Genomic DNA, 23,776 nt, shown 5'->3' with positions numbered 1-23,776 from the left:
TTTATTAATCTACACATTCTTTTTTAAATGATTGTATTCCAGTCCTTATATAATGATTATAATTTTCTTTTTCATCTGAGCCTGGGGAAATTTTCCATAGAAAAGCATCAGTTTGTTGTAATCCTGACATACTCAAATAGTTATAAAATTCACTCCATTTCCAAGGAATTTCTGGTCCATTCGGGTTACTTAAATCTATAAATGTTTCACTCTCTGCATTTGTTTGATGATTCTCTGGAATCAAGTCGTCTTTAATGTCATCCAATATATTTGCCATCGTTGGAATCATATAATCAAACATAAATTCATGTTGTTCTTCTACTGGACAAGCTGAATCATAATAATAATTTAATAATTCATCTAATTTTTTATCATCAATTTCCTCGATAATATCATCAAAAGGCGTTCCAACATTACATTTAATATGTTTTAATATTAAATAAGCATGTATAGACTCGTGTAAAATAGTTTTAGCAACTGCAATTGCCGAACTAGATGAGATATAACTTTCATCTATTTTAATTAAAAGATTTAAAGTAATTTCCCCTGTTTTAGAGTTTATACTGTTTATTGAATTTGGTAATTTTCCCGTAGTTCCATTTGCACCAGAAATGCTATCAACAACTTTAAAAGTTACATTAATATTATCGCTTTCCCCAAAGGTATCTACAAACAAATTCTTAAATTTTGAAGATTTTGTGAGTTTATTATAAATACATATGAATTTTTCATTTACAACATCATCTGTAGAAATTTGATCGCAAGGTGTCTTTATAACCTCTTTTAGATCAACAGTAAATGGAGAGCTTCTACTATAATGAGCATTAAGCACATCGAGCGCTGCAACACATTCATCATCACTTCCATCTTGATTAATTGGAGAAGATATTGTATCATCAGTACCTGGGCCACTAGATGTGTCTCCTCCACTTGAACTACCACCACCTGGTCCAGAAGGACCACCACCTCCATCACCTCCAGATGTAGCACCCCCACCTCCAGGAGAACAATATGATGATTTCAAAACCCACATAAACTCTGGATCTTCCTCATTACCCGCACCTACTAGCTCGCCTTCATCACCTGGGTCTATCTCTACAACAACCCACTCTTCAACACAACCACCTTTTGCACTTGATGTTTGCGATTTTGATCCTTTATTTAAAAACGATGAATCAAAATCAATTAATTGATATTGTGTAGTTCTACTACTTAGTAAATCTGTATCTAAATTATTAAACACTTCATTTCTGAACTCTTCTTTCGTAAACCCATAGGTTACAATGTAAGCATTATAACCACCATCGCTATTAAGTGATAATAATAGATTTTCTAATTTATTAGTATTAGGGTTATCTCTTAGTATAGAAAAATTATAAGAATGATAATCTTCTTTTTCGATATACTTTACATAATCTGTATTTATAGAAAATCCATACTCGGCATTATAAAAAATATCTCTATTAATATTTGAGGTTTTAGAATTGTTTTTGGAAGAAACCTTTTTGAGTTTGTTTAATGCTTTATCATTTGACTGTACCTTATTAAAGCCTATAATCTTTACAGTAATCTCTGAGCCATCTTGTGGTAGTTCAACACTTTCTTTTTGACAATTAATAAGCATTAAGGATATTCCAAAGAACAGAATTCCAAGTTTGAGAGTGTTTTTTAAATAAAATTTCATGTGCATATACAATTAATTAAAAGTTAATAAATTTTACGTATGCTATTTAGGATTAATCTATTTAGGGATAATTTGCTATAAAATCAAACTTACAAAATATAATCTTAATTCCTACAATTGTTTCTTGATAGTATAAATGCTTTTCGAAAGTCAAAAAGAATTCTTACGGGAAATCCGTAATTTTGCTTTTAAATAGTTAGCCTGATTTGTGCCACTTAGTTAAAGGTAAGAATTAATTCATTGCCACACACACATGTTGTACATATGTTGTACAGAGAAATAAAAAAGGGTTTCAATTTCTTGAAACCCTTGTCTTTTCTAGTAGCGGGAACTGGACTCGAACCAGTGACCTTCGGGTTATGAGCTTAAAGGTAGTAAGACACTAAACACCTCATTCTCTAGTAAAACCTATGTTAATCAGTACTTTACATTTTAAACGATAGCATTTAAATACAATTAAAATCAAATTATTCTGTACTTATTCTGTACTAACTATTTTAAAATTGATTATCTTTATATTCTAAGTTAAGTGATTATGGCGATTATTAAAATAGTACTTCGGAAAAATATGATTCGCAAAGATAAAACTATCCCACTTGCAATTCGTATTAGTGAAAATTATAAGACAAATTATAAATGGCTTGGACAGTATGTGCTAGAAAAAGATTGGGATAAAAATGCAGGAAGAGTAAAAAAAACACACCCAAACGCTAAGAAACTTAATAACTATCTTTTAAAAAAACTTACTGAAGCAAATGACGTTTACTATGATTCTAAAGACAAAATCACACCAAAGCAGGTCAAATTAAAATTAAAAGGTGCTGGTGGTTCTAAATCATTTTTCAATGTTGCCTCAGATAGAATTAAAAGCAAATATGAACGTGATGTATTTTCAGTTGCAAAATCTGAATTATCAATTTTATACAACTTAGAAGAATTTTTGAACCATAATGACTCTCAAGAAAAAAATGTAGTTATTAACGGAATTAAAGAACGTAGAAAGGCACGAGTTAGTAAAGGTCGAAAGGGTGAGCATACTTTTATGGATTCTGTTGAGCATTTTAAAAAGAATAAATCTCTGAAGTTTCAAGATATTAATGAATCTTTTTTGGATAGGTATAAAGATTTTTGTGCAGTCTACCTTGAGCAGAAAACACGTACTATAACTAATCAACTCATATTTATCCGTACTCTTTTTAATAAGGCTATTAAAAATGGTATAGTAGATTCCAAATTTTATCCTTTCGGTGGTGAAAAAGAAAAAATTCGTATTGGCTCTAGTCATAAGATAGGTCTCATTGTAAATGAGGTAGAGCAGATTGAACTTTTAGAATTAGAACCTAATACCTCAATATGGCACACTCAAAACGTATGGCTATTTGCTTTTTACTTTGCTGGAATACGAATTTCGGATGCAATAAAATTAAAATGGTCAGATTTTAAAGATGGACGTTTGTTCTACGTAATGAATAAGAATGAAAAACCATTAAGTCTTAAAGTATCTGAGAAGGCGGAAGCAATACTAGAATATTACAAACAAGAAAAGGAAGCTAACAATAGCTTTATCTTTCCTTTTCTGAAAAATGTGAATGAATCTGATACTGAAGATATTTTTAGAAAAACTAGAAACGCAACTAAATTGCTTAACAAATATTTGAAGCGAATTGGCGATATGTGTGAAATTGACAAAAATCTGTCTAACCATATTGCTCGACATAGTTTTGGAAATATCGCTGGCAATAAGATTCATCCAAGAATGCTCCAAAAACTATACAGACACAGCGATTTAAAAACGACTTTAATATATCAAGCTAATTTTATACATGAAGAAGCTGATGATGCTTTAGAGGAAGTAATTAACTTTTAAGTTATTTTAAAAGTTCTTCAGAATAATAAAAATTTGCTGGTAAGCCACCTGTATGCCAAAAGAGCACATTAGAGTTTTTTTCTATCCTATTATTTTTAAGATGGTCTATCATTCCGTAAAACGCTCTACCAGAATATACAGGGTCTAACAATATACCTTCACTTTGAGCCAATTGCTTTATGGCCATCTTTTCGTTTTTAGTAATTACTCCATAACCAGGCTTATCGTAATCTCGAATAAGTGTTGCATCTTTAATTGAGTACGTTTTTTGAATACTCAATTCTTTTTGACCTTGATTAAGTATTTCTAAAACAACATCGTCTAATGTTTTATCTCCTAAACCAATTTTATCTATACTGATAGGCATTAAATTTATATCAAGATTATATAAATCCACACCAAGCTTAAGTCCTGCCTGTGTACCACCAGAGCTTGAAGCGAAGAAAATATAATCGATTTTTAAGTTCTTTTCTGAAAGCTGTTCCTTCAATTCTTTAACTGCATCTATAAAACCATAAGCTCCTAGCATATTCGAGCCACCATAAGGGATTTCATAAACATTTCTTTTCTGTACTTCTAAGTCTTGTTTTAATTTGATTATATCCTCTCCTTTTCTATTATCTCCAGTAAAATGAATTTTGGCTCCTAATAAATGAGAAAGCAGCAAATTACCATTGTAATTTTTAGGCTCTTTACCTCCTAGCAGTAAATGACATTCTAATCCAGCTTTAGCACAAGCTGCTGCTGTTTGTCGGCAATGATTAGATTGTTGCGCGCCAGCAGTTATAATCGTATCACAATCTTTACTTAAAGCTTCATAAATAAAAAACTGAAGCTTTCTTACTTTGTTTCCGCCAGATGCCAAACCTGAGTTATCATCTCTTTTTATATACAAATTATAGTTTGGATAGACTTGAGATAAGTTATCCATTTTCTCCAAGGGCGTAGGGAAAAAACCTAGTTTATACTTGTTATTCAGCATTTTACGCTTTATAATTTTTGATTCACACTAAGATAAGTTATATTTAGTATTCTCGGAATTTTAAGCTAAAATATTGTTGTACATGTGGTTATATGTTTTACTTAATACAAAAATATCGATTTGTCCCAGAATACACCTACGCTTCTTCTATGCATTGGGTGGTGCTATTCTTGTGTATTGTTATTGGCATTATTATTGTTTTTCAACTTTTTAATATTGGATTAGGCAAGCGTCAAAACATTCAATCCAAGTATCGCTATCTAATTTTAGCTATTATTTTTCTACTGTACAATATTTTGAATGGCTTATTACCAGATGACAACTTTCCTGGTCCTAAAATTATTCAATATGTAATAACTTATACTATTTCAATATTAATGTGCATCTATCTAGTTTGGTATTTGTATAAAGAATTTAATATTAAAACACCGAATACATTTTTCAAAATAAAGAACTTGATTATCATTCTTTCCCTTTGTTTTGCGTTACTGTTTATTATTCCATACTACTATACAGGCTCTCTAGATTTCGCTAGAAGTCTATTTCTAATTTTCCCTACTATACTTTCCATAGTTTTTATTGTGTATTTCTTTCAAGTGATTAAAAAGAAAACCAAAAGAGACAGCTATTTTATAATTCAAACGAATTTAGGTTTAAGTTCAATATTTTCTTTAGTTATGCTTCCAGCATTAACTTATTTTGGCGATTTTCAACCAATTACGCATTCCATAATGACATCCTCCTTCTTTTTTGTGACCATAATGGAAGTAAATAGTTATTTATATCGATTAAAGAACACTTATAAATTAGATCAAGATATTGCAGACCTATACGGTCTTACAAATAGAGAAAATGAAATTGTACTTCAGATAATAGAAGGCTACAGTTATAAAAAAATAGCTGAAAACATGTTTATATCCTATGGTACAGTTAGAAAGCACGCTTCTAATATCTTTAACAAATCAAACTGTTCGAGCAGACAAGAACTTATTGATAAAGTGAATTAATAAACTAATTTGAATAGTATTTATGAATTGTGAATAAAATTCACATAGCAAATACGCAAAATTTACACAGTTTATTGTCCTTCATTCATGAATTTCTAACCATCTTTATTAAACTAACCTAAAATCTACCAAATACTATTAAAAATCAATAGATTATCTATTGGGTGCCGCGTGTATAACTAAACTTTTGTGATGGATTTTACCTTACGCAATACTATTTACACTAATGAACTTGAAAGAATTGAACAAAGTTCTTCATCCATTCTTGACACGTCTAGACAAATCATCATCCTATCACGCAATACATTAAATGATTTTAGAAAAGCTATTATTAAAACTGATTTTGTCTCAATTCCCAAGGAAGTAGAATTCTTCAAACATCAAAAACAAACCTCTTTAATTCAACTTATCTATTATACCGAAATACGGTCTTTTGAACTTCAGTTTCCAAAATCAAATGTTCAAGACCAAGAAAAAGCATTGAGAAAAAAACTTCGAAAGCTCAATCGGTTTTATTTATACAATATTGATTTCAATCAGTATGTAGAGGCGAAACTCTACCATTTTGATAAACAATATTACACCAGAGGGCATTTAGATAATTTTTCAATCACATCATCTAAGTTTTATTTCCAAGATCCAGATTTCAGTACACCTCGTGATATGCTCTTAGGTAAGATTAGAGCTTATAAGCTTTTTATAAATTATTTAAAATTTAGGCTTGATAAAATAAAGAACAGAAAATCTACTAATGAAGTTGTTAATACAAATCTAAAATGGACATCTTCAAAATCTGCATTAACAGAATTAATCTATGCACTTTATTTTAATCGTGTAATTAATAATGGTAATGTCGATATAAAAGAAATAGCAACAGCTTTACAAAAAGTATTACATTTTGATATTGGGGATTTCTATAAAATATTCTCTGAAATCAAATCTCGGAAAATAAGCAGAACTAAATTTTTGGATGATTTATCCAATGGTTTACTTCTTCAAATGGATAGCGCTGAAGAATAAAAAAATCTTCATTTTTATAACCACATACGGTTGACCTCCTGCTTTCATGTTTTTATTCCAATTATCGACTTTTCCCAATCAGCAATTCACTTATAACAACATCAAAACCCAACAAATAGCATCAAATTTAATAATGTTAAAATTTGACCGTACTCTGGTCTTACTTGTGATTAAAATCCATCAATACTATTCAAATTTGTAGAACGAAAGTCAAATCAGGTCAAGGACTATCATTTTAATTGAAAGCAAAATGGTAGTTCTTTTCTAAAAACAGTTCTACTATGCCAGCAACAATTATTACCACAGATGATCTAATGGATTTCAAACTTGAACTACTTGATGATATCAAAAAACTTTTAAGTAAACAAGCGCAAGGTAAACTGAAGAAATATCTAAAATCTTCAGAACTCATGGACTTACTCCAAATTAGTCCTGGCACTCTACAGAATCTTCGAATTAAAGGTACACTACCCTACACAAAAGTTGGTGGCATCATTTTTTATGATTCCGAAGAAATTCAGAAAGTCATGGAAAATAACCGAGTACACCACAAAATCGATTAAGGATGTATGAATTATATAAAACATCTCAATGCTGTATTTCAAAAAGTCTATGCAGACAAAAGGTTGAATACAACTCATGTAAGCTTATATATGGCTTTGTTTCAGTTTTGGAATTTAAACCGATTTCGAGAAGAATTTTACATAGACAGACAAGAAGTTATGGAACTTTCAAAAATTGGTTCGACAGCAACTTATCATCGCTGTTTAAAACAGATGGATTCATGGGATTATCTAAAATATTTCCCTTCACACAATCCATATAAAGGCAGTAAAATCAAGTTGTTCAATTTCGGTACAACCTCTGAACAAGTTGTGAATGAGTTTGAAACAAGTAGTGAACAAGCATTGATACGTAATACAAACATTAATAAACAAATAGAAAACATAAATAAAACTAAGCTACCAAAAAATGAATTTGAAGTCATTGATTTTTTTAAAAAGAAAAAATGGCCTGATAATGAAGCCAAGAAATTCTACAACCACTATCAAGGCATTGGTTGGAAAATTGGTGGTAAAATAAAAATAGAAGATTGGCATGCTACTGCAAGTAATTGGATGCTTAAAGCCAATGAATTTGAAACTGCAGATGCAGTTCCTCAAAAAAAGGACAACCTGAGAACCAGTAAAAACAAAGATTATGGTCAACCCTTGTAAAATAGTCGAAGAACACAAAACGTATGATATTGGCACGTTTGATGGCAAAGAAGTGACGTACGATTTTGAAAAAATTTTAATTTACCTCGATATCAAAGGAAAAATGCTCTTTGGTAACGGTTTTAAAATCTACGAAGAAGACCATCCAATCATTTTAAAACTTTGCCATTATTTCATAAAAGACAAAGCAAACTGCGAGAAAAACGAGATTGATCCAGATAAAGGCATTTTACTTTCTGGACCAGTTGGCTGTGGCAAAACGAGTTTGATGATTTTGCTAAAAAACATCGTTCCGTTACAAAAACCTTACATCTTAATTCCCTCTAGAAATATTGTATTTGGCTTTAATCATATTGGTTATAAAACCATTGAAGATTATGGGTGTAGACAGTTTTTCTGTTTTGATGATTTGGGTATTGAACCCATTGGAAGACACTACGGAAAGGATTGTAATGTCATGGGCGAAATTTTGCTTTCTCGTCATGAACTTTTTATAAACCATCACATAAAAACACACGGAACTACAAACCTAAATGCTGAAGAATTGGAAGATTTATATGGCAATAGAGTCCGAAGTAGAATGAGAGAATTATTTAACCTCGTAGCATTCGATCAAGACACCAGCGATAAACGAAAATAAAATTTAGAAATTATGAAAATAGCAACTTTTAATGTTCAGAATTTATTCCATAGAGACAGAAGCCTGTTAGAAAAACTAACCAAAAATCTAACTGCCGATTGGACAATTGAGCTTGACAAACTCATGCTTGAACCCTCTAAATCATTGAACCAGCAAGATCGTATTAGAGAACTATCATTTTTAATTGGTTTTGAAAAATCAAGTCCACGACCTTATGCTGTTTTGAGACGAAAAGCAGGTTTTCTCTTTATGAAGGGTCTTAGCCATTCTATTGATAGCAAAGCTGCAAATCTCACAGATTGGAACGGATGGATAAAACTACAAACCGTTCCTATTCATCCTAGATCAACACAACATAAAGCACAAGTTATCGCCAACGTAAATCCAGATATTTTACTTCTACAAGAAATCGAGGATAGAGCATCATTTGAAGACTTTAACCAGCTCATTCTACCAGAATTTGACTGCAAACCTTTTAACCACTCTTTTGTGATTCAAGGCAATGATATGAATAGTTTAGAAATGGGAATAGCATTGCGACAAGGCTATAATCTAAATGCTGTTAGAACTCATAATATCAATGCAGCAACTAATGACGATGGCAAAAATTTGATTGAATATGAAATTAGCACACCATCAAAAGAAACCATTTGGCTACTAAATGCTTATTTAAAAAAGCCAGCGATAGACAGAAAACAGTCTGATAACATTAGGAAAAAACAAGTATGTAAAATTGCTGAAGTTTACAAAAAGTTGATAGCTGAAGGTAAAACCAATATAATCATAGCAGGCACATTTAACGCGCCGTCTTATTGTAATTCTTTATCTCCTTTAATTCAAGACACAGACTTAAAAGATATTACAAAGCATCTCTCTTTTGAAGTGGATATTGATAAGGGAAACGATGGTACTTATTTCAGATTAGGCGCTTACAGAATGGGTGTAAATATTAAACAGAAAGATTACATGTTGTTCTCTCCAGCTTTATTCATTAAAATGGAAGATAGTGGCTTAAATCGCAAAGCGATGTGGCCAGAAAAGCATCCGCAATGGTCTATCTACAAATCTGTTGCTAATAGAAATGTTGCTGCTAGTGAGCATCCTTTGGTTTGGGGGAAGATTGATATTTAAACTACTTAATTTTATTTATCTCCTTAAAAGAAAAGTCTTTTAAAGCTTCATTTATAAAATAATTTAAGGCTCTATAAGATCATAATAATCTAGAAAAACGTGATAAACTATTAGTTCAGTTTTGTCATCTCTCTCTATTAAAGAATTAAATACTTCCAAGGTTGGATCAATATTTAGATTAATGGCTTCTTCTCCAATTTCTTTTACAATGTGTTTTTTATAACTTACCCTTAAAAGTTCATTAAAGTGTGAAATAATATCTTGTGCACTTTGACGCTGTGAGTCTTTTTCACACTCCATAAAAGAAAGCATCCACGCTACTTTATTATCCGATTGCGGATAATATTGCCTTGTAATAAAACGATTTAATCCTTCATCTAAATAATAGCGTTTCTTATTTAAGAGCTTATTAATTCGCTTACATTCAATAGCTAGATATTCCTCTCCAGACTCAAGTGATTTGTTTGGAAAAATAACCTTTATATCCAAACTTCCAGTAGAAACTCCATCTTCAATTTCATCTACACCTGGTTCAAAATAGAAATGACTTAGATTAAACTTGGTCTTATAAATCTTGAGATAATTTTGAATAAGATCATTTCTTAAGAAATCCTCTAATTCCAGTTTTGTTTTAGATCCAGGCTTCCCTTTTTTTGCTCTGTGTTTATCAAGTATCGCTTTTCTAGAAAACTTTTCGATGCTTCTTTTATTTTTAATTTCTTTTTGTGAAAATCCAACAAGATTGAAAATTCTCTCTTGGTAATACGGCTCTTTGGAATATGTGAAATTATCGGCGTTCATTAATTAATTCTCTGTTTTGTGTTTTTAATTTCAGAACTCGCTATGGCTTCAATGAACTCTATTAAATCAATATGAGCTACTGCAGAATGCCAGTTTTTAATAATATTAGGTTTAATTAGGTAAAAAGACTTTTTATTAAAGCCTCTAATATCTTGTTGGGTAAATAATTGTGAACTAACTTCATTAACTCCTAGGCTACCAAGTTTACTAATCGCGTTATCTAATTTGGTATCAAAGTTAAATTTCAATCTATTTGTTCTTGGTTTGGTAATTGTAAAATGAAGAGCTATGAAATCAGAATTTACGTATACATCAATACAAAACATTTTGCCATCATCGTCAAATCTATCAGAAAAGTGTTCAATAAAAATTTGGGAATAATTTGCAAGTATCTCAAAATTACTTTCATTTACCTCCCTAAATATTATAGGCAAATCTGCTCCTGACCTATCAGCTCTTTTCATTATAGGCAAGCTCACTTCCAAAGCATAATTAATGAGTTCATTTTCTAGAGGTGTGATTTCGTAAATCTCACTAATTTTTTCTTCTATTAAATATTCAAGCTCTTCTATTCTGTTGTGGTCTTTATTTGGCCAATTAATTTTTAAAGCCATATGAATTTCCTTAGAATATTGACTAAGTTCGTCATTGGGTATATACATCATTTTTAAAAACTCATTAAAATTCAAGCGATTTCTGCCAGCACCAAATGACGAACTTGTCATAAAAGAATAATAAATAAAAAGCTTTGAATTAAATATAGCTGACATCGAATAGAGCATATTTTCTTGAGCTTCACTAATTTCGTCATCAATAGATCCTATTGCAGCAACAGTAGCAGAGAAAACTACATTGTCTTCTGATATCGCACTTACTGCCCTATGATTTAAATAGTTATCTAAACCTTTTTTTATCAAAAGCTTAAACCCTTTAAAAATATCTTCCTCAGAAATTTGAGGAACTTTAAAATCATCATTAATATCTCCTTTAAGATGAAGTTTATCCAATTTGTCCTTAAAAGTCTTATGGGTATTTACCTCGTATTGTTTTAAACCTTTCTCGCCTTCTACTTCTACATACTGATATCCCCAATACTTAGTTGTGTCTTTTCGTTTTGCGGATAAAATAGCCGAATCTTTAGATTTGTAACCACCCTTGACAAACATATTTTCTTCTTCTAACAATTCAGAAATAAGTTTACCATTCCTTCTTATTTTTTTAACAAAGAGATAATCAAGGGAATTTCCATATAATAAAATTTTCCAGAGCTTGTCATCATTGAGAAAAAGCTTTTGACTAACATATTTAACGTCATTTTTTTCTATTACGATCGTCTTGAAATAATGATAATATAAATTGGCACGTGCTACAATATGCTTTATTACATTGTTTTTTGATTTGTCCTTTTTTTGAGAGTAAAGAAATATTGCCGGTGGCTGATTTGCATTATCAAATATTTGTTTACCTCCAGCAATTTTGTTATTCACTCCAAACAAATCAAAACATTGGTGCACATCAAAGTTGTTTAAGAAATATTTTCTCCACGCCACAGCTTTAGGATCCGAATTATAAATATTCTTACCTGTAACAATCAAACATATTTTGGTGTTAGCATCATCTTGAATTAAGTCTTCTACTCTAACCATAAAAGCCTGAGAAATTTCCTTGTTGCCAATCGCTAATTTTACTTGCTTATTTAGACTTGCTTTGAATTCTCTTCTAGAACGTTTATCAATATATTCTACATATCTCGATTTCTTTACACTTCCCCAAGGCGGGTTTCCAACTATGAAATCCAACTTTACAGATTCTTTGAAAAGCTTATTGAATTTATTATCGCAATTAAAAAAATCTGCTTCTTGTCCACCAAAAAGATTAACTCCCTTTAAAGGCTTAAAGGCAAAATTTTCAATCTCTCTAGGGTGGGTTTTATAATCTAAAAGTGTAATATAAAGTGAGAAAATCGTAATCTCTATGGCGTTTGGATCTATGTCTATTCCATATATATTATTTTCTAGTAATTCCCACAATCGCTCATTTGAAATTAATTCATTGTTGTCCTTACGACCGTTGGATTGTAACCTTATTTCGTTATCAATAATTTGTCTTAGAGATTCAACTAAAAATATTCCAGAACCACAAGATGGATCGAGCACTTTACAATCTGTTCCATTAGATGTTTTTAAATGTGGCTTGACTGTTTGACTCAACATATAATCTACTAAAAAAGGTGGTGTGTAAAAAGCCTTTACCTCTTTTTGTTTAGACAATTTAGTTACTATTTCGCCTTTGGCAAAAGCGGTATTACCTAAGAAGCTCTCATAAATATTACTTATGAGTTCAACCGGAATAATTTCGAAATCATAAACATTAAATAATGACTGTTGTACTGTATAACCCTTGATAGTATCTCCTTTAAACATATTAGATGATGTCAGCAGATAATATAAAACCTCCAAATTTTCCTTTAGTACAGTATCTTTCTCATAGAATTCCAGTCCTTCGTTTTCATAATACAATGGGAATAAGTCTCCTTCGAATTTTTGATTTATATATTCAAAAAACTCATAGGTTTTAGCGTGGTCAAGAAGTAACATATTAAGTGCTTCTTGCCTCTCTTCCTTATCATTTCCAATTAACAAGTCTTGGTCGGTAAATCGAACATTTCGATCAATTAGATATCTTATGAATAAGATTCTTCCAATTAAGCGGTTCGCTACTTCAGGGGGAAGATTTCCTGATTTGAAGTTGCTTTCTCTGGCGATTAGAATTCGTCTTGCATCTGTTATATTACTCAACAAATACCTGTCAACTGTTTTTGTTCTAACAAAGAACTCCTGATGAATTTCTTTCCATCCTTTCCCTGACCTAAGATTACTTATATTAAGTAGATCGTGGTCAACATTTATTGATTTTAACCAGTCACGGTTAGAAGAAGCAAAATCAAAGCCGTTGAAAATTTCTATCGCATTATCTTTTGCCACAATAACTATTGGTGAACGACTAAGATTAAATGAGTGCTTTGGAATCAGCTGATAGTCTTCTTCACTTGGGTTTTCATAAAATAATATAAGTGGATTGTTGAAAGGTTGCACGTGCCCTTCAGTATTATGATATGCATCCAAACTGAAAACAGCATAAGGCTTTATAACTTTCGTTAAAACCCTACTAATACGACTAGGAAAAGTTTCAATTATAGCTTCTTTTGATTCTGAAAGAACAAACAAACCATTATTGCGATTATAGCCCAGTTTTATGAAAAGTTTTTCCAACATACTAAACAGTTTTTGTTGGAACAAACAATTCCCTTATATCTACATCTAAAACTTTTGCTATATCTCTGAATATTTTGATGTGCGGTTGAGTTTTATTATTACAAATTGAGGCAATAGTATTTGGATTTTTCCCTAATCGTTCTGCGAGTTCTTTTTGAGAAACGTTTTGAATTACGAGAATTTCCTTGATTCTATTAATGCGATCTGACATATATCAAAAATAATAAAAAAATCAAATACTATAACACATATTTATATTGTTTAAAACAGTATAAATATTATTCTTAAATATATTAATACTAATTAATTTATGATTTATACCATTTAAATCAAATGATTTCATTCCCAAAAAAAGTAATTCTATTTAAAAAATCTAAGAAAACAGATAAATATCACTATCCCTGTTTTTTCTTTAAAACATCCTTATATAAAGCTATCAATATTTCCTTGATGCTCTTAACGAACTCCAAATACAGCTCACTCATAATCCCAAAAATTTAATAATCGATTGAAGTATAACCAAAGCAACAGCATTTTGAGAATCTTCTTGAGATAAATAGATAGCTTCATCAGTTTGAGATAAAAAACCAAGCTCTAAGAGAATTGTTGCACTACTATCACTATCTCGCAACACTTGAAAGTTTCCAAACTTTATTCCTCTGTTTTTAATACCAAGTATATCTGCCAATCCTTTTTGTATAGTAAATCCTAAATAGGTAGATTCCTCTGCTTGTACTTCGCTTTTAGGATGAATAAAAACTTCTGTTCCTGATGCTGTTCTGTTAATAGCTTGATTGCAATGAATTGAAATAAATATATCAGCTTTTAGTCTTTTTGTTAGTTCCGTTCTATCGCCTAGAGATATTAATGTGTCTGTATATCTAGTTAGATATAATAGTAAAGGATTTTCAACTAGCTTGTTATTTAGTACCACTATTTTAGAAGCAATACCCAAAACAATATCTTTTTCTTTTATACCATTTCTGGTTGTTGCTCCAGCATCTTTTCCTCCATGTCCAGGATCTATTACTACAATAGGATTTCTTGCTTGATCTTTACCATTCTGCGCATAAGATAGATTTAGAAAAACTAGACAGAATAGTAAGACTATAATTTGATTTAATGTGTTCATAATAATCGTTTTAGATTACACAATATTCAAGAAATCAATCACTTCCTTAATAATCTTCAAAAGTTTAACACCAATTAGCGTTAAAATTTAGAGATTTTCTTCCTTCATCTTCATTTCGTAATAGATTTCACAAAATAAAATTAGAAACTGCCTCGAAAGGCTAAACCAAATAATTATGAAAAAATCAATTTTTATCTTACTCGCATTCTTGATGACATCAGCATCAAGCTTTGCGCAAATTGGTGGTATTGAAGATTCTGTAAATGATGTTTCAGATACCATTAGAACCATTTTTCCAATCATTTTGGGCGTCATCTTTCTTGTTGGATTCCTATTTAATGCTGGTCATTTCTTTGGCGAGAACGCAGACCTTAAAAAAGGTATTACTCGTGTTTTAGTATTTGTTCTAATTGCTGGTGCTGTGGTAGGCATCTTCACTTACTTAATAACTATCGTAGTATAATGACCCTCATCAAGGGATTTATTAGAGCAGCTGTATGAAGAAATACGAAGTATATAAAAACATTAGGAAACGGGCAGTCATTTTTGGATTGCCTATTTCCCTGTTTGCCTTAATGATGGTTTCAATTCTTGCATCATTATTAATCATCATTTTCTCTTTCAGCTTTGTGATGATAATTAGCATTCTGATTTTCAATGCAGCTTTATATGTTGCCTTGACACGCATAACCAACGATCCACAACTTTTTCAGATGGCAAAAGCTTTTCCGCAAATCATTAGTAACAAAAGAAATTCAGGTTTCGATTATGAAGAAGATTAATATTTCAGCATATCAACCCATTGTAGATATTCAAGACAATATCGTATTTGCCAACAATGGTAATGTGATTTTATGTTATGAAGGGAATCTACCAGAAATCTATTCCTTGTCCGAAAAAGATTTTGAGGATATGCATGGTGCATGGTTTCAAGCTTTGAAATCATTACCTATCGGAACTGTAGTTCACAAACAAGACATTTACCTTAAGAAATCTTATTCTTCAGAACAACTTCCAAACACCACCTTTTTAGAAAAAGCCACACACGAGCATTTTAAAGGTCGTGGACACATAGAACATAAATGTTATTTGTTCTTTATTTTAACTAAGAACAAAGCACTCAACAATCCGAAATACGTCAATCCCTTCAGAAAAATTTCAAAGGGCATTGTACAAGAATTAAATGATAACATTAAGAGCTTTACTAACTCTGTAAATGATTCGGTTTCCTTTATAAATAACAGTAGAAAAATAGAATTTCTTCCGTTAAACGCAGAAGATATTCAGCAATTAACTAGTAGTTATTTCAATGGTTTCAATGAAGGATTTGATACCGATATTTTACTAGAAAAGAAAAGCGTCAATGTTGGCGAAAACCATTTTGATGCGCTTGCCATCAACAGCGAATTATGCTTTGGCGAAAACGTACAAAGTAGCAAAACCAATGAGAAATTCACTTCGGACGATTTTGTGTTTCATCAAGGGTTTATTGATGGTCTAGGACTTACACTTAATGAAAACCATATTGTTAACCAGATTCTTTATTTGGATGACAAACAGAAATGGCGCAAGCTTCTCGACAAGAAAATAGAGGAACTCAACAAAAGTTCAAATTTTGGTTCACAGAACAAAGTGGTACTTGGTAAAATTCAATACATTTTGGACCAGATAAATGCAGATGATAATTCACGCATTATTCGTGGTCATTTAAACATTGTGTATTGGTCGAAAGATGTTAAAGAGCTGGACAAAATAACTTCTAAAATTAAAACTGAATTTAAGGAATTAGACATTATCCCTTACTATCCAAGAGGTGAAGAACGCAAAAATTATATATTGAATAGTTACTGCTGTTTTTCTTCCAATTTCTCAAACAATGATTTATATGTTACCGATTTAAAACATGCCCTTTGCCTGTTCATTAATAATACCAACTATAAATCAGATAAAACAGGAATCATCTTTAATGATAGAGAACATAACATTCCGGTATTAAAAGATGTTTGGGATGAAAAAAAGAAACGAATCAAAGCTAGAAACTTTGCCATTTTCGCACCAACAGGTGAAGGCAAATCGTTTTTGGCGAATAACATTTTACGCCAATATTTTGAAAGTGGTGTTCGCTTAGTTATTATTGATTTGGGTGGTTCTTACACCAAATTTGCCAAACTCTATCCTGAAAAATATACCGTATTACGATATGAAAGCGGAAAAAACTTAGGTATCAATCCTTTTTACATCAGCAATAAAAATGATCTGACACCAGAACGACTTGAAGATTTATCGGTATTTCTTTTTGAATTGTTTGCTTCAGATTTGAAAGTAACTAAAGCGCAATCAGTTTCCGTTAAAAAGATTCTGCGTCACTATTACAATAGCACTTCAGAAAATCATTCATTGGAAGGCTATTACAATTTTATAGAAAGGAATCAGGAAGATCTTCTGAGCACCTTAAAAATCCATCCTGACTACTTTAATGTTACGAGTTTCTTACATGTGATGTCTGAGTATGTTGGCGATGGTCTATATAGTTTTCTATTTGAGGTCAGCGAAGACCAAACCTATAAAATAGAAGACAAACGATTGATTGTTTTTGAACTGGATGAAGTAAAAGACAATAAGGAAATTTTGTCCGTAATGTTGAAGCTCATTAAGTCTGCCATCCAACGAACTATTTGGAAAAACAGAGCAGAAAAGGGCATCATTCTTTTCGATGAGTTTGCTAAACAACTGAAGTTTGAAAATGTACTGGAAAGTGTAGAATTCTATTATCAAGCTATTCGTAAACAAAATGGCGCTATTGGAATTATACTGCAATCCATTAATCAACTTCCGAATAATTCAACATCTGCCAGCATTCTAGAGAATACCCAAGTCATTTACAGTCTCAATAATGAAAAAGGCTATGAAGAACTGGTTAAAAGACTCAATCTATCTAGCCACGACTTAAACCAATTAAAATCCATTAAAAACAATCTTTCTGGTTCACGGAAGTATACCGAAATGTTTATCAAAATCGGAAAGGAAAGCAACATTTTTAGGCTTGAAGTGCCTAAAGAAGTGTACGCAGCCTATTTAACCGATGGACAAGAAAACGAAGATATAATGAAGTTCTATGAAGAGCATCATGACATGCAAAAAGCAATAATTCAATTCACATCTAAAACGTAATATTATGAAAAACAAAATTAGAATTTTAGTAATGGCAGTAGCATTAATGCTATTAATACCATCAAAGGCAACAAGCCAAGGAATGCCAACTTATGACAACACCAATTTTATCAGTTTGGTAAAACAACTTGTAGAATCAGGTAAACAGACGGCTCAAATGATTAAGTCTGTAAAGTTCCTAAAGGATGCAAAAGAAGCTATAGAAAAAGTATCTAGTGTCGTACAACAACTAAGAGCAGTTGAGGAAATTGCACAAAACAATCAACGTCTTATTCAGGTTATGCAAAATGATTTACAAGACATTTTGAACTCGCCTTACATAAAACCAGATGAAGTTACTAAGGTTGTAGAATCATTCGATACCATAGTCCAAAACTCATTGGACACCGTTGAATTTATGAGTGAAATCTTATCCAGCGATAATCTAAAAATGAGTGATGCCGAACGTGCAGAAATCCTAAAAGAAAAAGAATTAGAATCCAGAGAAATGGTTTCCAATATCAAGACAAAAACGAAGCGTTACAAGGATATTATATCCTTCAGAAAAATGCAGGATAAAGTTAATAATCGCGAAACAAATTATTAAAAATGACTGCAACCATCATCTTAGGAATTGGGCTAGAATATATCGATGCGGTATTTCAAACCATACAGAACAGTAGTTTCTCGCAATATACCATTGCCGGAATGAAAACGCTTGCTGTGTTGTTTTTTCTAGTCAATATCCTAAAGAAATATAATGAAGGTATTGCGGATAAAGACGGTTATTCTTGGGGATTGAGTCCTGGCGAACTCGCAAAGAATTTTGCTGTGGTACTCTTGGTTATATTTTCAACTCAGATTTTAGGGTTTTTTGACAGTATTCTTGTTGCAGTTGAAGGACAATATCGAGGTACTGCACCTGCTTTGTTGCCTTTACAGATGCAGGATATTCCTATTGAAGAAGATGTGAATTTTATCGAAGCAGCGCAAGCTGCTATGGCATTACTTTACGAAGCTTTGATAACACCTCTATACGGATTCAAAATACTTGCTTTCATAGTGAGTCTATTTTTATGGATTCTAGACTTGTTTATCTACCCGCTTTTTTTAGCAGAACGCTTCTTTCTTTTAGGCATTATGCAGGCATTTTTTCCATTGATTATAAGTCTGGCAGTATTTGAAAAATTCCGATCACTTGCCTACACTTTTTTTAAACTTTATGCAGCTGTCTATATGTTAGTGCCAGCATTTTTTCTAGTCAATGTATTTGTCAACGCCATCTATACTGAAATTAACACCAATTTCTGGACCAACTTGTTTGGTACCGATTTTGGCCAGGGCTTCTTTGCGCCTGTTGTACAATTAGGATCGGTAGGCTTTATCGTATTCCTGAAATTCAAGTTATACAAACGCGCTACATCTTTTACGCTTAGATTGTTTACCAGCTAATTCAACTCACAATGAAAACACCTTATAAAAACATTTACAACGTCTTAAAACTGAATCGATTTATCGTTTTAGCAGTAGTGGTTTGTGCTTTGCTATCCAGTAGTTTTTCAGTTTGGATGGCATTTACCACAAACAAAAATGCGATGAATAGCGCATTTGCCATTAATACAGATGGCAGTATCATTCCGCTGAAGCTCGTTAACCAAAAAGAAAATTTTAAAGTTGAAGCTTTGGCACATTTAGAATTGTTTCACAATTACTTCTACAACATTGATGCAAGTAACTATGAAAAGAATCTGAAAAAAGCGCTTTGGCTTGGTAATAGTTCAGTCGACAATCTATATCGCCAGAAAAAAGCTGATGGCGTCTATAATCGATTATTGCAATATTCCTTAGTGCAAAAAGTACTGAGTATCGATTCTCAGATAACAGAAAATAATGGCTCGTATGGTTTTACTACAACGACCATTTTTGAAATCAATAGAGGTTCTATAATAGATACTTATGAATTAGTTTCCACCGGAAACCTAATTATGGTTGACCGAAACTTTCCCAACAATCCACATGGACTTTTAATTACAAATTACTTCGAAAACACTTTAAAAAAACTAAGCGATGAAAATAGAAAAGAATAAAATAGTATTTATTGCAGTATTGGCTATTGTTTTCATATTCCTGATTTCCTATTCCGTGATGGTAATGGGCGATGATGACAATGAAAATGACAACCTTGAACAGACCTTAATACCAGATTTGGAAGAAAACCAAAAAGAGTACGATTCTAAATTGGACGCTCTTAATGATTTAAAAGAAGTGCGTGAAAACAATGCACCGAGTATCTATGATGAAAAACTAATTGATTCATTAGGCTATTACGATCCAGATCTTCCAGAGCGTGAAAAGAAACGTATTGTAGATAGTATTTACAATGCAGGTAAAATTCAATATTCTGAAAAAAGATATCAAAATTTCGGACAAAAGAAAGTTGAGAAGAAGCAAACTGTAGAAATTGATTCTTCAGAAATACTAAGAGAACTTAAAATCAAAGCCAAAGAATTGAGCCTAGAACATCAATTGTTTTTTGCTGCTGCACCCAAACCCAATGAGCTTGCAATTATCGGTAACACAGATGCTACCATTTATGTGGTTGTAGATGGCGACCAAGTTGTAAAGGCGAATACCAGATTAAGAATGCGACTTACAAAAGCTGCAACAATAAATGGCAAACTAATGAAAAAGAACACGCCTGTTTTTGGCTTTATCAGTTTTCAACCTAATCGTGCATTAATTGAGATAGAAAACATTAAGCATCATCCCACAAAGCTTAAAGCTTTCGATTTACAGGATGGTAGTGAAGGCATTTATGTAGAAAACAACTTTAGAGCTGAAGCAACAAGTGAAGTTCTGGACGATGTTATAGGCGATATCAATATCCCGACTGTTCCGCAAGTTGGTGGCATTACAAAAGTATTAAGACGTAGTAACCGAAACGTAAAGGTTACTGTACTGAACAATTATAAACTTATTTTAAAACCTAAATTATGAGACCGATACTATTTATATTATCCGTATTGTTTGCCACTTTAGTGGAAGCACAAACAACAGAAATCCTTGATACTATTTATGCAAACGACAGCAAAAATGTCGCACTCTTTTTTCCAGAGCCTATACGACAAGGCATTACTGGCTCAGAAAATTTTGTATTCACTTACAATCGTGAAAAAGAGCAATATTTCGGCTTACTGCAAGCCCAACCAGGAAAAGAAAGTAATCTACTGGTAATCAATAGAAATGGCTCAATTTTTTCGTATATTGTAAGGTATAAAGCGCAGCTTTCAAAACTCAATTATTTTGTCCCATTATCTAACAGTATTGGGAATGAAAAGCCAAAATCGGCAGACTCTATTCAGACTGAAATTTCTGAAAAAAGTATTGATAATGATACGTATTATTATCAAAAATTCTGCTCTTATCTTCTTGATAGAAGACAATATCTTGGAAGACACACAAGACGAAATAATGGTGTTATAATGAGGCTTGAAAATATTGTTTTTGATAAAGAAGAGCTCTACTTCGTTATTCAAATTAGGAATAATTCTACTTTGGATTATGATTTGAATTTCTTGAACCTTTCTATCGAGACTCGACAAAAAGGAAAAAAGAAATCTTTACAACGTTTGTACGTAGAGCCTATTTTTAAACATCATCTGCCTTCGAAAATTGTGATAAATGAAACGGTAAGACTTATATATGTTATGCCCAAATTTTCATTATCTAATGACAGAAAGGTAATTTTAGAATTAAACGAGAAAGATGGCGAACGAAATATTAAAATGAAAATATCACATAAATATATCAATAACCCAAATTAATAATATTATGAAAACATTAATCACTTCCGTTCTCGCATTACTAATTTTCTCTTGTGCTGAAAAACAAAATCTGACTCATACCGAAACAGCTAAAATAGTTGTGGAAAGTTTCTATAAAAAGGACAATTCCACACTTAAAAAACACACCACTTCTGACGGCTATACTGGCTTAATAATGATTCAAGATATGATACCAGATGAAGATAAAGATGCCAATGTAGAAATATTAGATGAAGCATTAGAAGGCGATTTGGCTTGGGTAAAATACAATTCATCCTATGATAAAAGTCCTGGTGTTTTTAAACTGGTCAAAGAGAATGGAAAATGGAAAGTGAGTAGTAAAAAGCCACGGGAACGCGGTCCATTTTAGATGATTATGCGCTACTTATTTAATTAATCATCTGATGATAATAGTCCAAAAATCGATAATAATGCTGCACCACCTAAAATCCAAGCTAAAGCATTTGGATTTTTATCTATCTCTTTTTTTAATTTTGTTATTTTTTGATCTAATTGATTAATTGCTTTTTGAGGATAGTTTCTATCAAAAATTATATATGGACTTGTAAAATTTGGATCAATAGGAACGGTATTTTCAATCATCAATATGGATGGAACATTAGATACATTTGCCAATTGCCACTCTTTTAAAACTCTATCTCTTTCCTGACCTTGACCTGTGATTATTCCTATGAATAAATTTGACTTATTAATATTTACTTTTGTTAATGAACTCATTTCTAAATGAAAATCATTGCTTTGAGTAATTGTAACACCTTTTTTGTAAAGTTCACTTGAAAGCAAAGTCAAAAGGTACTGGTCTGTATCATTAATTGAATATGATATAAATGTTCTCATTTCACTTTATTTTTTAAAAGTTTGTATATACTCATAGTAATCTGGAAAGAAAAGTTCTTGAATTTTTTCTTGTAAAATAAGCTTGCTTAAAAATTGACTACCGTTCCAACACTCATAATGATAGCTGTCTTTGCATTGTTCATTTAGCCTTTCAAACAAATCAGTAACTCCTGAAGTTGCTCTTGTTTTACAAACTAGTAAATACCCTTGCGCATTATATGAATGGATTAAGGTAGGTATATTAATGGCTTTGAGATGCGATGGCGATACAGAATCTTCTCTAAACTTGCATTGTATAACCCATTTTCTCTTGAAAACCTTTATATCATCAGACAGATTAAATTCAATAAGTATATCTCTACCTCCATCAGTCCCTTCTCCTGTTTCTTTAACAATTACATCAGTTATATTATTATCTGGTGATTCTTTTAGTTCACGAAAATACGACGCTGTTAATTCTTCAAAGATCTTATCGTCTTCTATTTCGTCAAATGTTAACTTCATTTATGACTGTTTTATTAATTACCCAATTTAGTAAATAATTTTATTTGATTTTGTATCTGCACCTATATTTCCATTAAGTTTTCTCTATCTTTCAAATAGTAATATTTTTCCTTTCCTGAACTAAAGTAAGCATTTCGAGTGGCTTTGAATTCCATTTTCTTCAAGTCTATATTCATTGTTAAAGCTCTTATTTCTCCACCATCTTTGTGTTGAATAATAAATGTTGAAATTGTAAATCCGTGCTCAGATAATCCTGTAAAGTACTTAATGTCAATAATTTTGGAACCAGGCTCAAAACCTTTCTTTATCATTTCTCTTGTGATATGGTCTTTACCATAATCAAATATGACTTGAATATCATTTAAACGTTCTTTTCTTTCAGCTTCAGATAGTTTTGTCCACATTCGATAATCATCCATAAATGTAAACTTCGTTTTCTTTATTAAATCTGAAGCTTCAAATTTAGATTCGTCTTTCAATATGTTTTGGACATTAGTTTTATTTCCTTTTTTCTTTTTTGAAATCAGCTTATAAATCCAATAGAATGGAAGTCCGAGAAAGAATAATATTAATAAAATAAGCAGAATTCCTGTCATTAGTTATTTACTCATATGTTTTTGTGAATTTAGAAATATCATTTATTGCATCACTCATTTGACAACCTTCTTGACCACTTATTTGACC

The 23,776-nt window shown here is 31.5% G+C and carries 25 protein-coding genes; 16 read left to right on the top strand and 9 right to left on the bottom strand.

Annotated features, from left to right (window positions below):
* Positions 1 to 4 precede the first annotated feature (4 nt).
* The gene (locus tag RG22_RS12270) at positions 5 to 1,684 is read right to left on the bottom strand and encodes a hypothetical protein (RefSeq protein ID WP_156113380.1); all 1,680 of its coding nucleotides are present in this window, start codon (positions 1,682 to 1,684) and stop codon (positions 5 to 7) included.
* A 535-nt stretch (positions 1,685 to 2,219) separates the two neighbouring features.
* Between RG22_RS12270 and RG22_RS12265 the strand changes: the two genes are divergently transcribed.
* Positions 2,220 to 3,551, top strand: a complete 1,332-nt coding sequence (locus RG22_RS12265) for a tyrosine-type recombinase/integrase (protein WP_034043680.1) — start codon at positions 2,220 to 2,222, stop codon at positions 3,549 to 3,551.
* Position 3,552: 1 nt separating this feature from the next.
* Here RG22_RS12265 and RG22_RS12260 read toward each other — a convergent pair whose 3' ends face one another.
* A complete protein-coding gene (locus tag RG22_RS12260; RefSeq protein WP_034043678.1) occupies positions 3,553 to 4,533 on the bottom strand; it encodes a D-cysteine desulfhydrase family protein in 981 nt (326 codons plus the stop codon).
* 92 nt (positions 4,534 to 4,625) lie between these two features.
* Here RG22_RS12260 and RG22_RS12255 point away from each other — a divergent pair, with 92 nt between their 5' ends.
* From RG22_RS12255 to RG22_RS12230, 6 genes are all read left to right on the top strand, one after another.
* Complete coding sequence (locus RG22_RS12255) at positions 4,626 to 5,540, top strand: helix-turn-helix transcriptional regulator (RefSeq protein WP_081997718.1); 915 nt, start codon at positions 4,626 to 4,628, stop codon at positions 5,538 to 5,540.
* Positions 5,541 to 5,732: 192 nt separating this feature from the next.
* Positions 5,733 to 6,560, top strand: coding sequence for an RteC domain-containing protein (locus RG22_RS12250; protein WP_034043675.1), 828 nt, complete (start codon positions 5,733 to 5,735; stop codon positions 6,558 to 6,560).
* 281 nt (positions 6,561 to 6,841) lie between these two features.
* Complete coding sequence (locus RG22_RS12245) at positions 6,842 to 7,123, top strand: helix-turn-helix domain-containing protein (RefSeq protein WP_034043673.1); 282 nt, start codon at positions 6,842 to 6,844, stop codon at positions 7,121 to 7,123.
* Positions 7,124 to 7,129: 6 nt separating this feature from the next.
* Complete coding sequence (locus RG22_RS12240; protein ID WP_034043671.1) at positions 7,130 to 7,777, top strand: hypothetical protein; 648 nt, start codon at positions 7,130 to 7,132, stop codon at positions 7,775 to 7,777.
* On the top strand, positions 7,761 to 8,417 hold the full coding sequence (locus tag RG22_RS12235; RefSeq protein ID WP_034043669.1) for a P-loop NTPase family protein: 657 nt from the start codon (positions 7,761 to 7,763) through the stop codon (positions 8,415 to 8,417). The genes RG22_RS12240 and RG22_RS12235 overlap by 17 nt, the downstream gene beginning before the upstream one ends.
* A 12-nt stretch (positions 8,418 to 8,429) precedes the next feature.
* The gene (locus RG22_RS12230) at positions 8,430 to 9,548 is read left to right on the top strand and encodes an exonuclease/endonuclease/phosphatase family protein (RefSeq protein WP_034043667.1); all 1,119 of its coding nucleotides are present in this window, start codon (positions 8,430 to 8,432) and stop codon (positions 9,546 to 9,548) included.
* A gap of 63 nt (positions 9,549 to 9,611) precedes the next feature.
* Here RG22_RS12230 and RG22_RS17325 read toward each other — a convergent pair whose 3' ends face one another.
* From RG22_RS17325 to RG22_RS12210, 4 genes are all read right to left on the bottom strand, one after another.
* Positions 9,612 to 10,349 (bottom strand): hypothetical protein, encoded by a 738-nt coding sequence (locus RG22_RS17325; RefSeq protein WP_052143725.1) that lies wholly within the window; start codon positions 10,347 to 10,349, stop codon positions 9,612 to 9,614.
* The gene (locus tag RG22_RS12220) at positions 10,349 to 13,624 is read right to left on the bottom strand and encodes an Eco57I restriction-modification methylase domain-containing protein (protein ID WP_034043665.1); all 3,276 of its coding nucleotides are present in this window, start codon (positions 13,622 to 13,624) and stop codon (positions 10,349 to 10,351) included. The genes RG22_RS17325 and RG22_RS12220 overlap by 1 nt, the downstream gene beginning before the upstream one ends.
* Before the next feature lies 1 nt (position 13,625).
* Positions 13,626 to 13,835 (bottom strand): helix-turn-helix transcriptional regulator, encoded by a 210-nt coding sequence (locus tag RG22_RS12215; protein ID WP_034043663.1) that lies wholly within the window; start codon positions 13,833 to 13,835, stop codon positions 13,626 to 13,628.
* A 270-nt stretch (positions 13,836 to 14,105) separates the two neighbouring features.
* Positions 14,106 to 14,756 (bottom strand): N-acetylmuramoyl-L-alanine amidase family protein, encoded by a 651-nt coding sequence (locus tag RG22_RS12210; protein WP_034043660.1) that lies wholly within the window; start codon positions 14,754 to 14,756, stop codon positions 14,106 to 14,108.
* Positions 14,757 to 14,931: 175 nt separating this feature from the next.
* Here RG22_RS12210 and RG22_RS12205 point away from each other — a divergent pair, with 175 nt between their 5' ends.
* The 9 genes from RG22_RS12205 to RG22_RS12165 all read left to right on the top strand — a co-directional run bounded on the left by RG22_RS12205 (position 14,932) and on the right by RG22_RS12165 (position 22,100).
* The gene (locus RG22_RS12205; RefSeq protein WP_034043657.1) at positions 14,932 to 15,219 is read left to right on the top strand and encodes a hypothetical protein; all 288 of its coding nucleotides are present in this window, start codon (positions 14,932 to 14,934) and stop codon (positions 15,217 to 15,219) included.
* Positions 15,220 to 15,253: 34 nt separating this feature from the next.
* Entirely contained in the window at positions 15,254 to 15,538 is a 285-nt protein-coding gene (locus tag RG22_RS12200) for a hypothetical protein (protein ID WP_034043654.1), read from the top strand.
* Entirely contained in the window at positions 15,525 to 17,927 is a 2,403-nt protein-coding gene (locus RG22_RS12195) for a TraG family conjugative transposon ATPase (protein ID WP_034043652.1), read from the top strand. Before RG22_RS12200 ends, RG22_RS12195 begins: the two co-directional genes overlap by 14 nt.
* A 4-nt stretch (positions 17,928 to 17,931) precedes the next feature.
* Positions 17,932 to 18,513: a hypothetical protein gene (locus RG22_RS12190; RefSeq protein WP_034043649.1), complete on the top strand. Its 582-nt coding sequence runs from the start codon at positions 17,932 to 17,934 to the stop codon at positions 18,511 to 18,513.
* A 2-nt stretch (positions 18,514 to 18,515) separates the two neighbouring features.
* Complete coding sequence (locus tag RG22_RS12185; RefSeq protein WP_034043646.1) at positions 18,516 to 19,358, top strand: hypothetical protein; 843 nt, start codon at positions 18,516 to 18,518, stop codon at positions 19,356 to 19,358.
* Positions 19,359 to 19,369: 11 nt separating this feature from the next.
* On the top strand, positions 19,370 to 19,993 hold the full coding sequence (locus tag RG22_RS12180; protein WP_034043644.1) for a conjugal transfer protein TraK: 624 nt from the start codon (positions 19,370 to 19,372) through the stop codon (positions 19,991 to 19,993).
* A complete protein-coding gene (gene traM, locus RG22_RS12175; RefSeq protein WP_034043643.1) occupies positions 19,974 to 20,903 on the top strand; it encodes a conjugative transposon protein TraM in 930 nt (309 codons plus the stop codon). Before RG22_RS12180 ends, traM begins: the two co-directional genes overlap by 20 nt.
* Entirely contained in the window at positions 20,900 to 21,730 is an 831-nt protein-coding gene (locus RG22_RS12170; protein ID WP_034043640.1) for a DUF4138 domain-containing protein, read from the top strand. The genes traM and RG22_RS12170 overlap by 4 nt, the downstream gene beginning before the upstream one ends.
* A gap of 100 nt (positions 21,731 to 21,830) precedes the next feature.
* On the top strand, positions 21,831 to 22,100 hold the full coding sequence (locus RG22_RS12165) for a hypothetical protein (protein ID WP_244462148.1): 270 nt from the start codon (positions 21,831 to 21,833) through the stop codon (positions 22,098 to 22,100).
* Between the two features lie 23 nt (positions 22,101 to 22,123).
* Here RG22_RS12165 and RG22_RS12160 read toward each other — a convergent pair whose 3' ends face one another.
* The 3 genes from RG22_RS12160 to RG22_RS12150 all read right to left on the bottom strand — a co-directional run bounded on the left by RG22_RS12160 (position 22,124) and on the right by RG22_RS12150 (position 23,688).
* On the bottom strand, positions 22,124 to 22,588 hold the full coding sequence (locus RG22_RS12160) for a hypothetical protein (protein WP_034043634.1): 465 nt from the start codon (positions 22,586 to 22,588) through the stop codon (positions 22,124 to 22,126).
* A 6-nt stretch (positions 22,589 to 22,594) separates the two neighbouring features.
* Complete coding sequence (locus RG22_RS12155) at positions 22,595 to 23,092, bottom strand: restriction endonuclease (RefSeq protein WP_034043631.1); 498 nt, start codon at positions 23,090 to 23,092, stop codon at positions 22,595 to 22,597.
* A gap of 62 nt (positions 23,093 to 23,154) precedes the next feature.
* Positions 23,155 to 23,688 (bottom strand): hypothetical protein, encoded by a 534-nt coding sequence (locus RG22_RS12150; protein ID WP_034043629.1) that lies wholly within the window; start codon positions 23,686 to 23,688, stop codon positions 23,155 to 23,157.
* Positions 23,689 to 23,776 lie beyond the last annotated feature (88 nt).

Origin of the sequence: Wocania ichthyoenteri Th78 (assembly GCF_000789235.1) — a bacterium.
GTDB lineage: Bacteria > Bacteroidota > Bacteroidia > Flavobacteriales > Flavobacteriaceae > Wocania_A > Wocania_A ichthyoenteri.
Note: the sequence above shows the minus strand (reverse complement) of the source record. Positions and strands in the feature narration are given on the sequence as shown.

Excerpts from the sequence above, each read along its gene's own strand:
- RG22_RS12255 (WP_081997718.1), top strand. The coding sequence starts at position 4,626 with ATGTTTTACTTAATACAAAAATATCGATTTGTCCCAGAATACACCTAC.
- RG22_RS12250 (WP_034043675.1), top strand. The coding sequence starts at position 5,733 with ATGGATTTTACCTTACGCAATACTATTTACACTAATGAACTTGAAAGA.
- RG22_RS12245 (WP_034043673.1), top strand. The coding sequence starts at position 6,842 with ATGCCAGCAACAATTATTACCACAGATGATCTAATGGATTTCAAACTT.
- RG22_RS12200 (WP_034043654.1), top strand. The coding sequence starts at position 15,254 with ATGAAGAAATACGAAGTATATAAAAACATTAGGAAACGGGCAGTCATT.
- RG22_RS12155 (WP_034043631.1), bottom strand. The coding sequence starts at position 23,092 with ATGAAGTTAACATTTGACGAAATAGAAGACGATAAGATCTTTGAAGAA.
- RG22_RS12260 (WP_034043678.1), bottom strand. The coding sequence starts at position 4,533 with ATGCTGAATAACAAGTATAAACTAGGTTTTTTCCCTACGCCCTTGGAG.
- RG22_RS12270 (WP_156113380.1), bottom strand. The coding sequence starts at position 1,684 with ATGAAATTTTATTTAAAAAACACTCTCAAACTTGGAATTCTGTTCTTT.
- RG22_RS12210 (WP_034043660.1), bottom strand. The coding sequence starts at position 14,756 with ATGAACACATTAAATCAAATTATAGTCTTACTATTCTGTCTAGTTTTT.
- RG22_RS12150 (WP_034043629.1), bottom strand. The coding sequence starts at position 23,688 with ATGACAGGAATTCTGCTTATTTTATTAATATTATTCTTTCTCGGACTT.
- traM (WP_034043643.1), top strand. The coding sequence starts at position 19,974 with ATGAAAATAGAAAAGAATAAAATAGTATTTATTGCAGTATTGGCTATT.
- RG22_RS12240 (WP_034043671.1), top strand. The coding sequence starts at position 7,130 with ATGAATTATATAAAACATCTCAATGCTGTATTTCAAAAAGTCTATGCA.
- RG22_RS12265 (WP_034043680.1), top strand. The coding sequence starts at position 2,220 with ATGGCGATTATTAAAATAGTACTTCGGAAAAATATGATTCGCAAAGAT.
- RG22_RS12195 (WP_034043652.1), top strand. The coding sequence starts at position 15,525 with ATGAAGAAGATTAATATTTCAGCATATCAACCCATTGTAGATATTCAA.
- RG22_RS12235 (WP_034043669.1), top strand. The coding sequence starts at position 7,761 with ATGGTCAACCCTTGTAAAATAGTCGAAGAACACAAAACGTATGATATT.
- RG22_RS12170 (WP_034043640.1), top strand. The coding sequence starts at position 20,900 with ATGAGACCGATACTATTTATATTATCCGTATTGTTTGCCACTTTAGTG.
- RG22_RS12190 (WP_034043649.1), top strand. The coding sequence starts at position 17,932 with ATGAAAAACAAAATTAGAATTTTAGTAATGGCAGTAGCATTAATGCTA.
- RG22_RS12220 (WP_034043665.1), bottom strand. The coding sequence starts at position 13,624 with ATGTTGGAAAAACTTTTCATAAAACTGGGCTATAATCGCAATAATGGT.
- RG22_RS12215 (WP_034043663.1), bottom strand. The coding sequence starts at position 13,835 with ATGTCAGATCGCATTAATAGAATCAAGGAAATTCTCGTAATTCAAAAC.
- RG22_RS12205 (WP_034043657.1), top strand. The coding sequence starts at position 14,932 with ATGAAAAAATCAATTTTTATCTTACTCGCATTCTTGATGACATCAGCA.
- RG22_RS12230 (WP_034043667.1), top strand. The coding sequence starts at position 8,430 with ATGAAAATAGCAACTTTTAATGTTCAGAATTTATTCCATAGAGACAGA.
- RG22_RS12180 (WP_034043644.1), top strand. The coding sequence starts at position 19,370 with ATGAAAACACCTTATAAAAACATTTACAACGTCTTAAAACTGAATCGA.
- RG22_RS17325 (WP_052143725.1), bottom strand. The coding sequence starts at position 10,349 with ATGAACGCCGATAATTTCACATATTCCAAAGAGCCGTATTACCAAGAG.
- RG22_RS12160 (WP_034043634.1), bottom strand. The coding sequence starts at position 22,588 with ATGAGAACATTTATATCATATTCAATTAATGATACAGACCAGTACCTT.
- RG22_RS12185 (WP_034043646.1), top strand. The coding sequence starts at position 18,516 with ATGACTGCAACCATCATCTTAGGAATTGGGCTAGAATATATCGATGCG.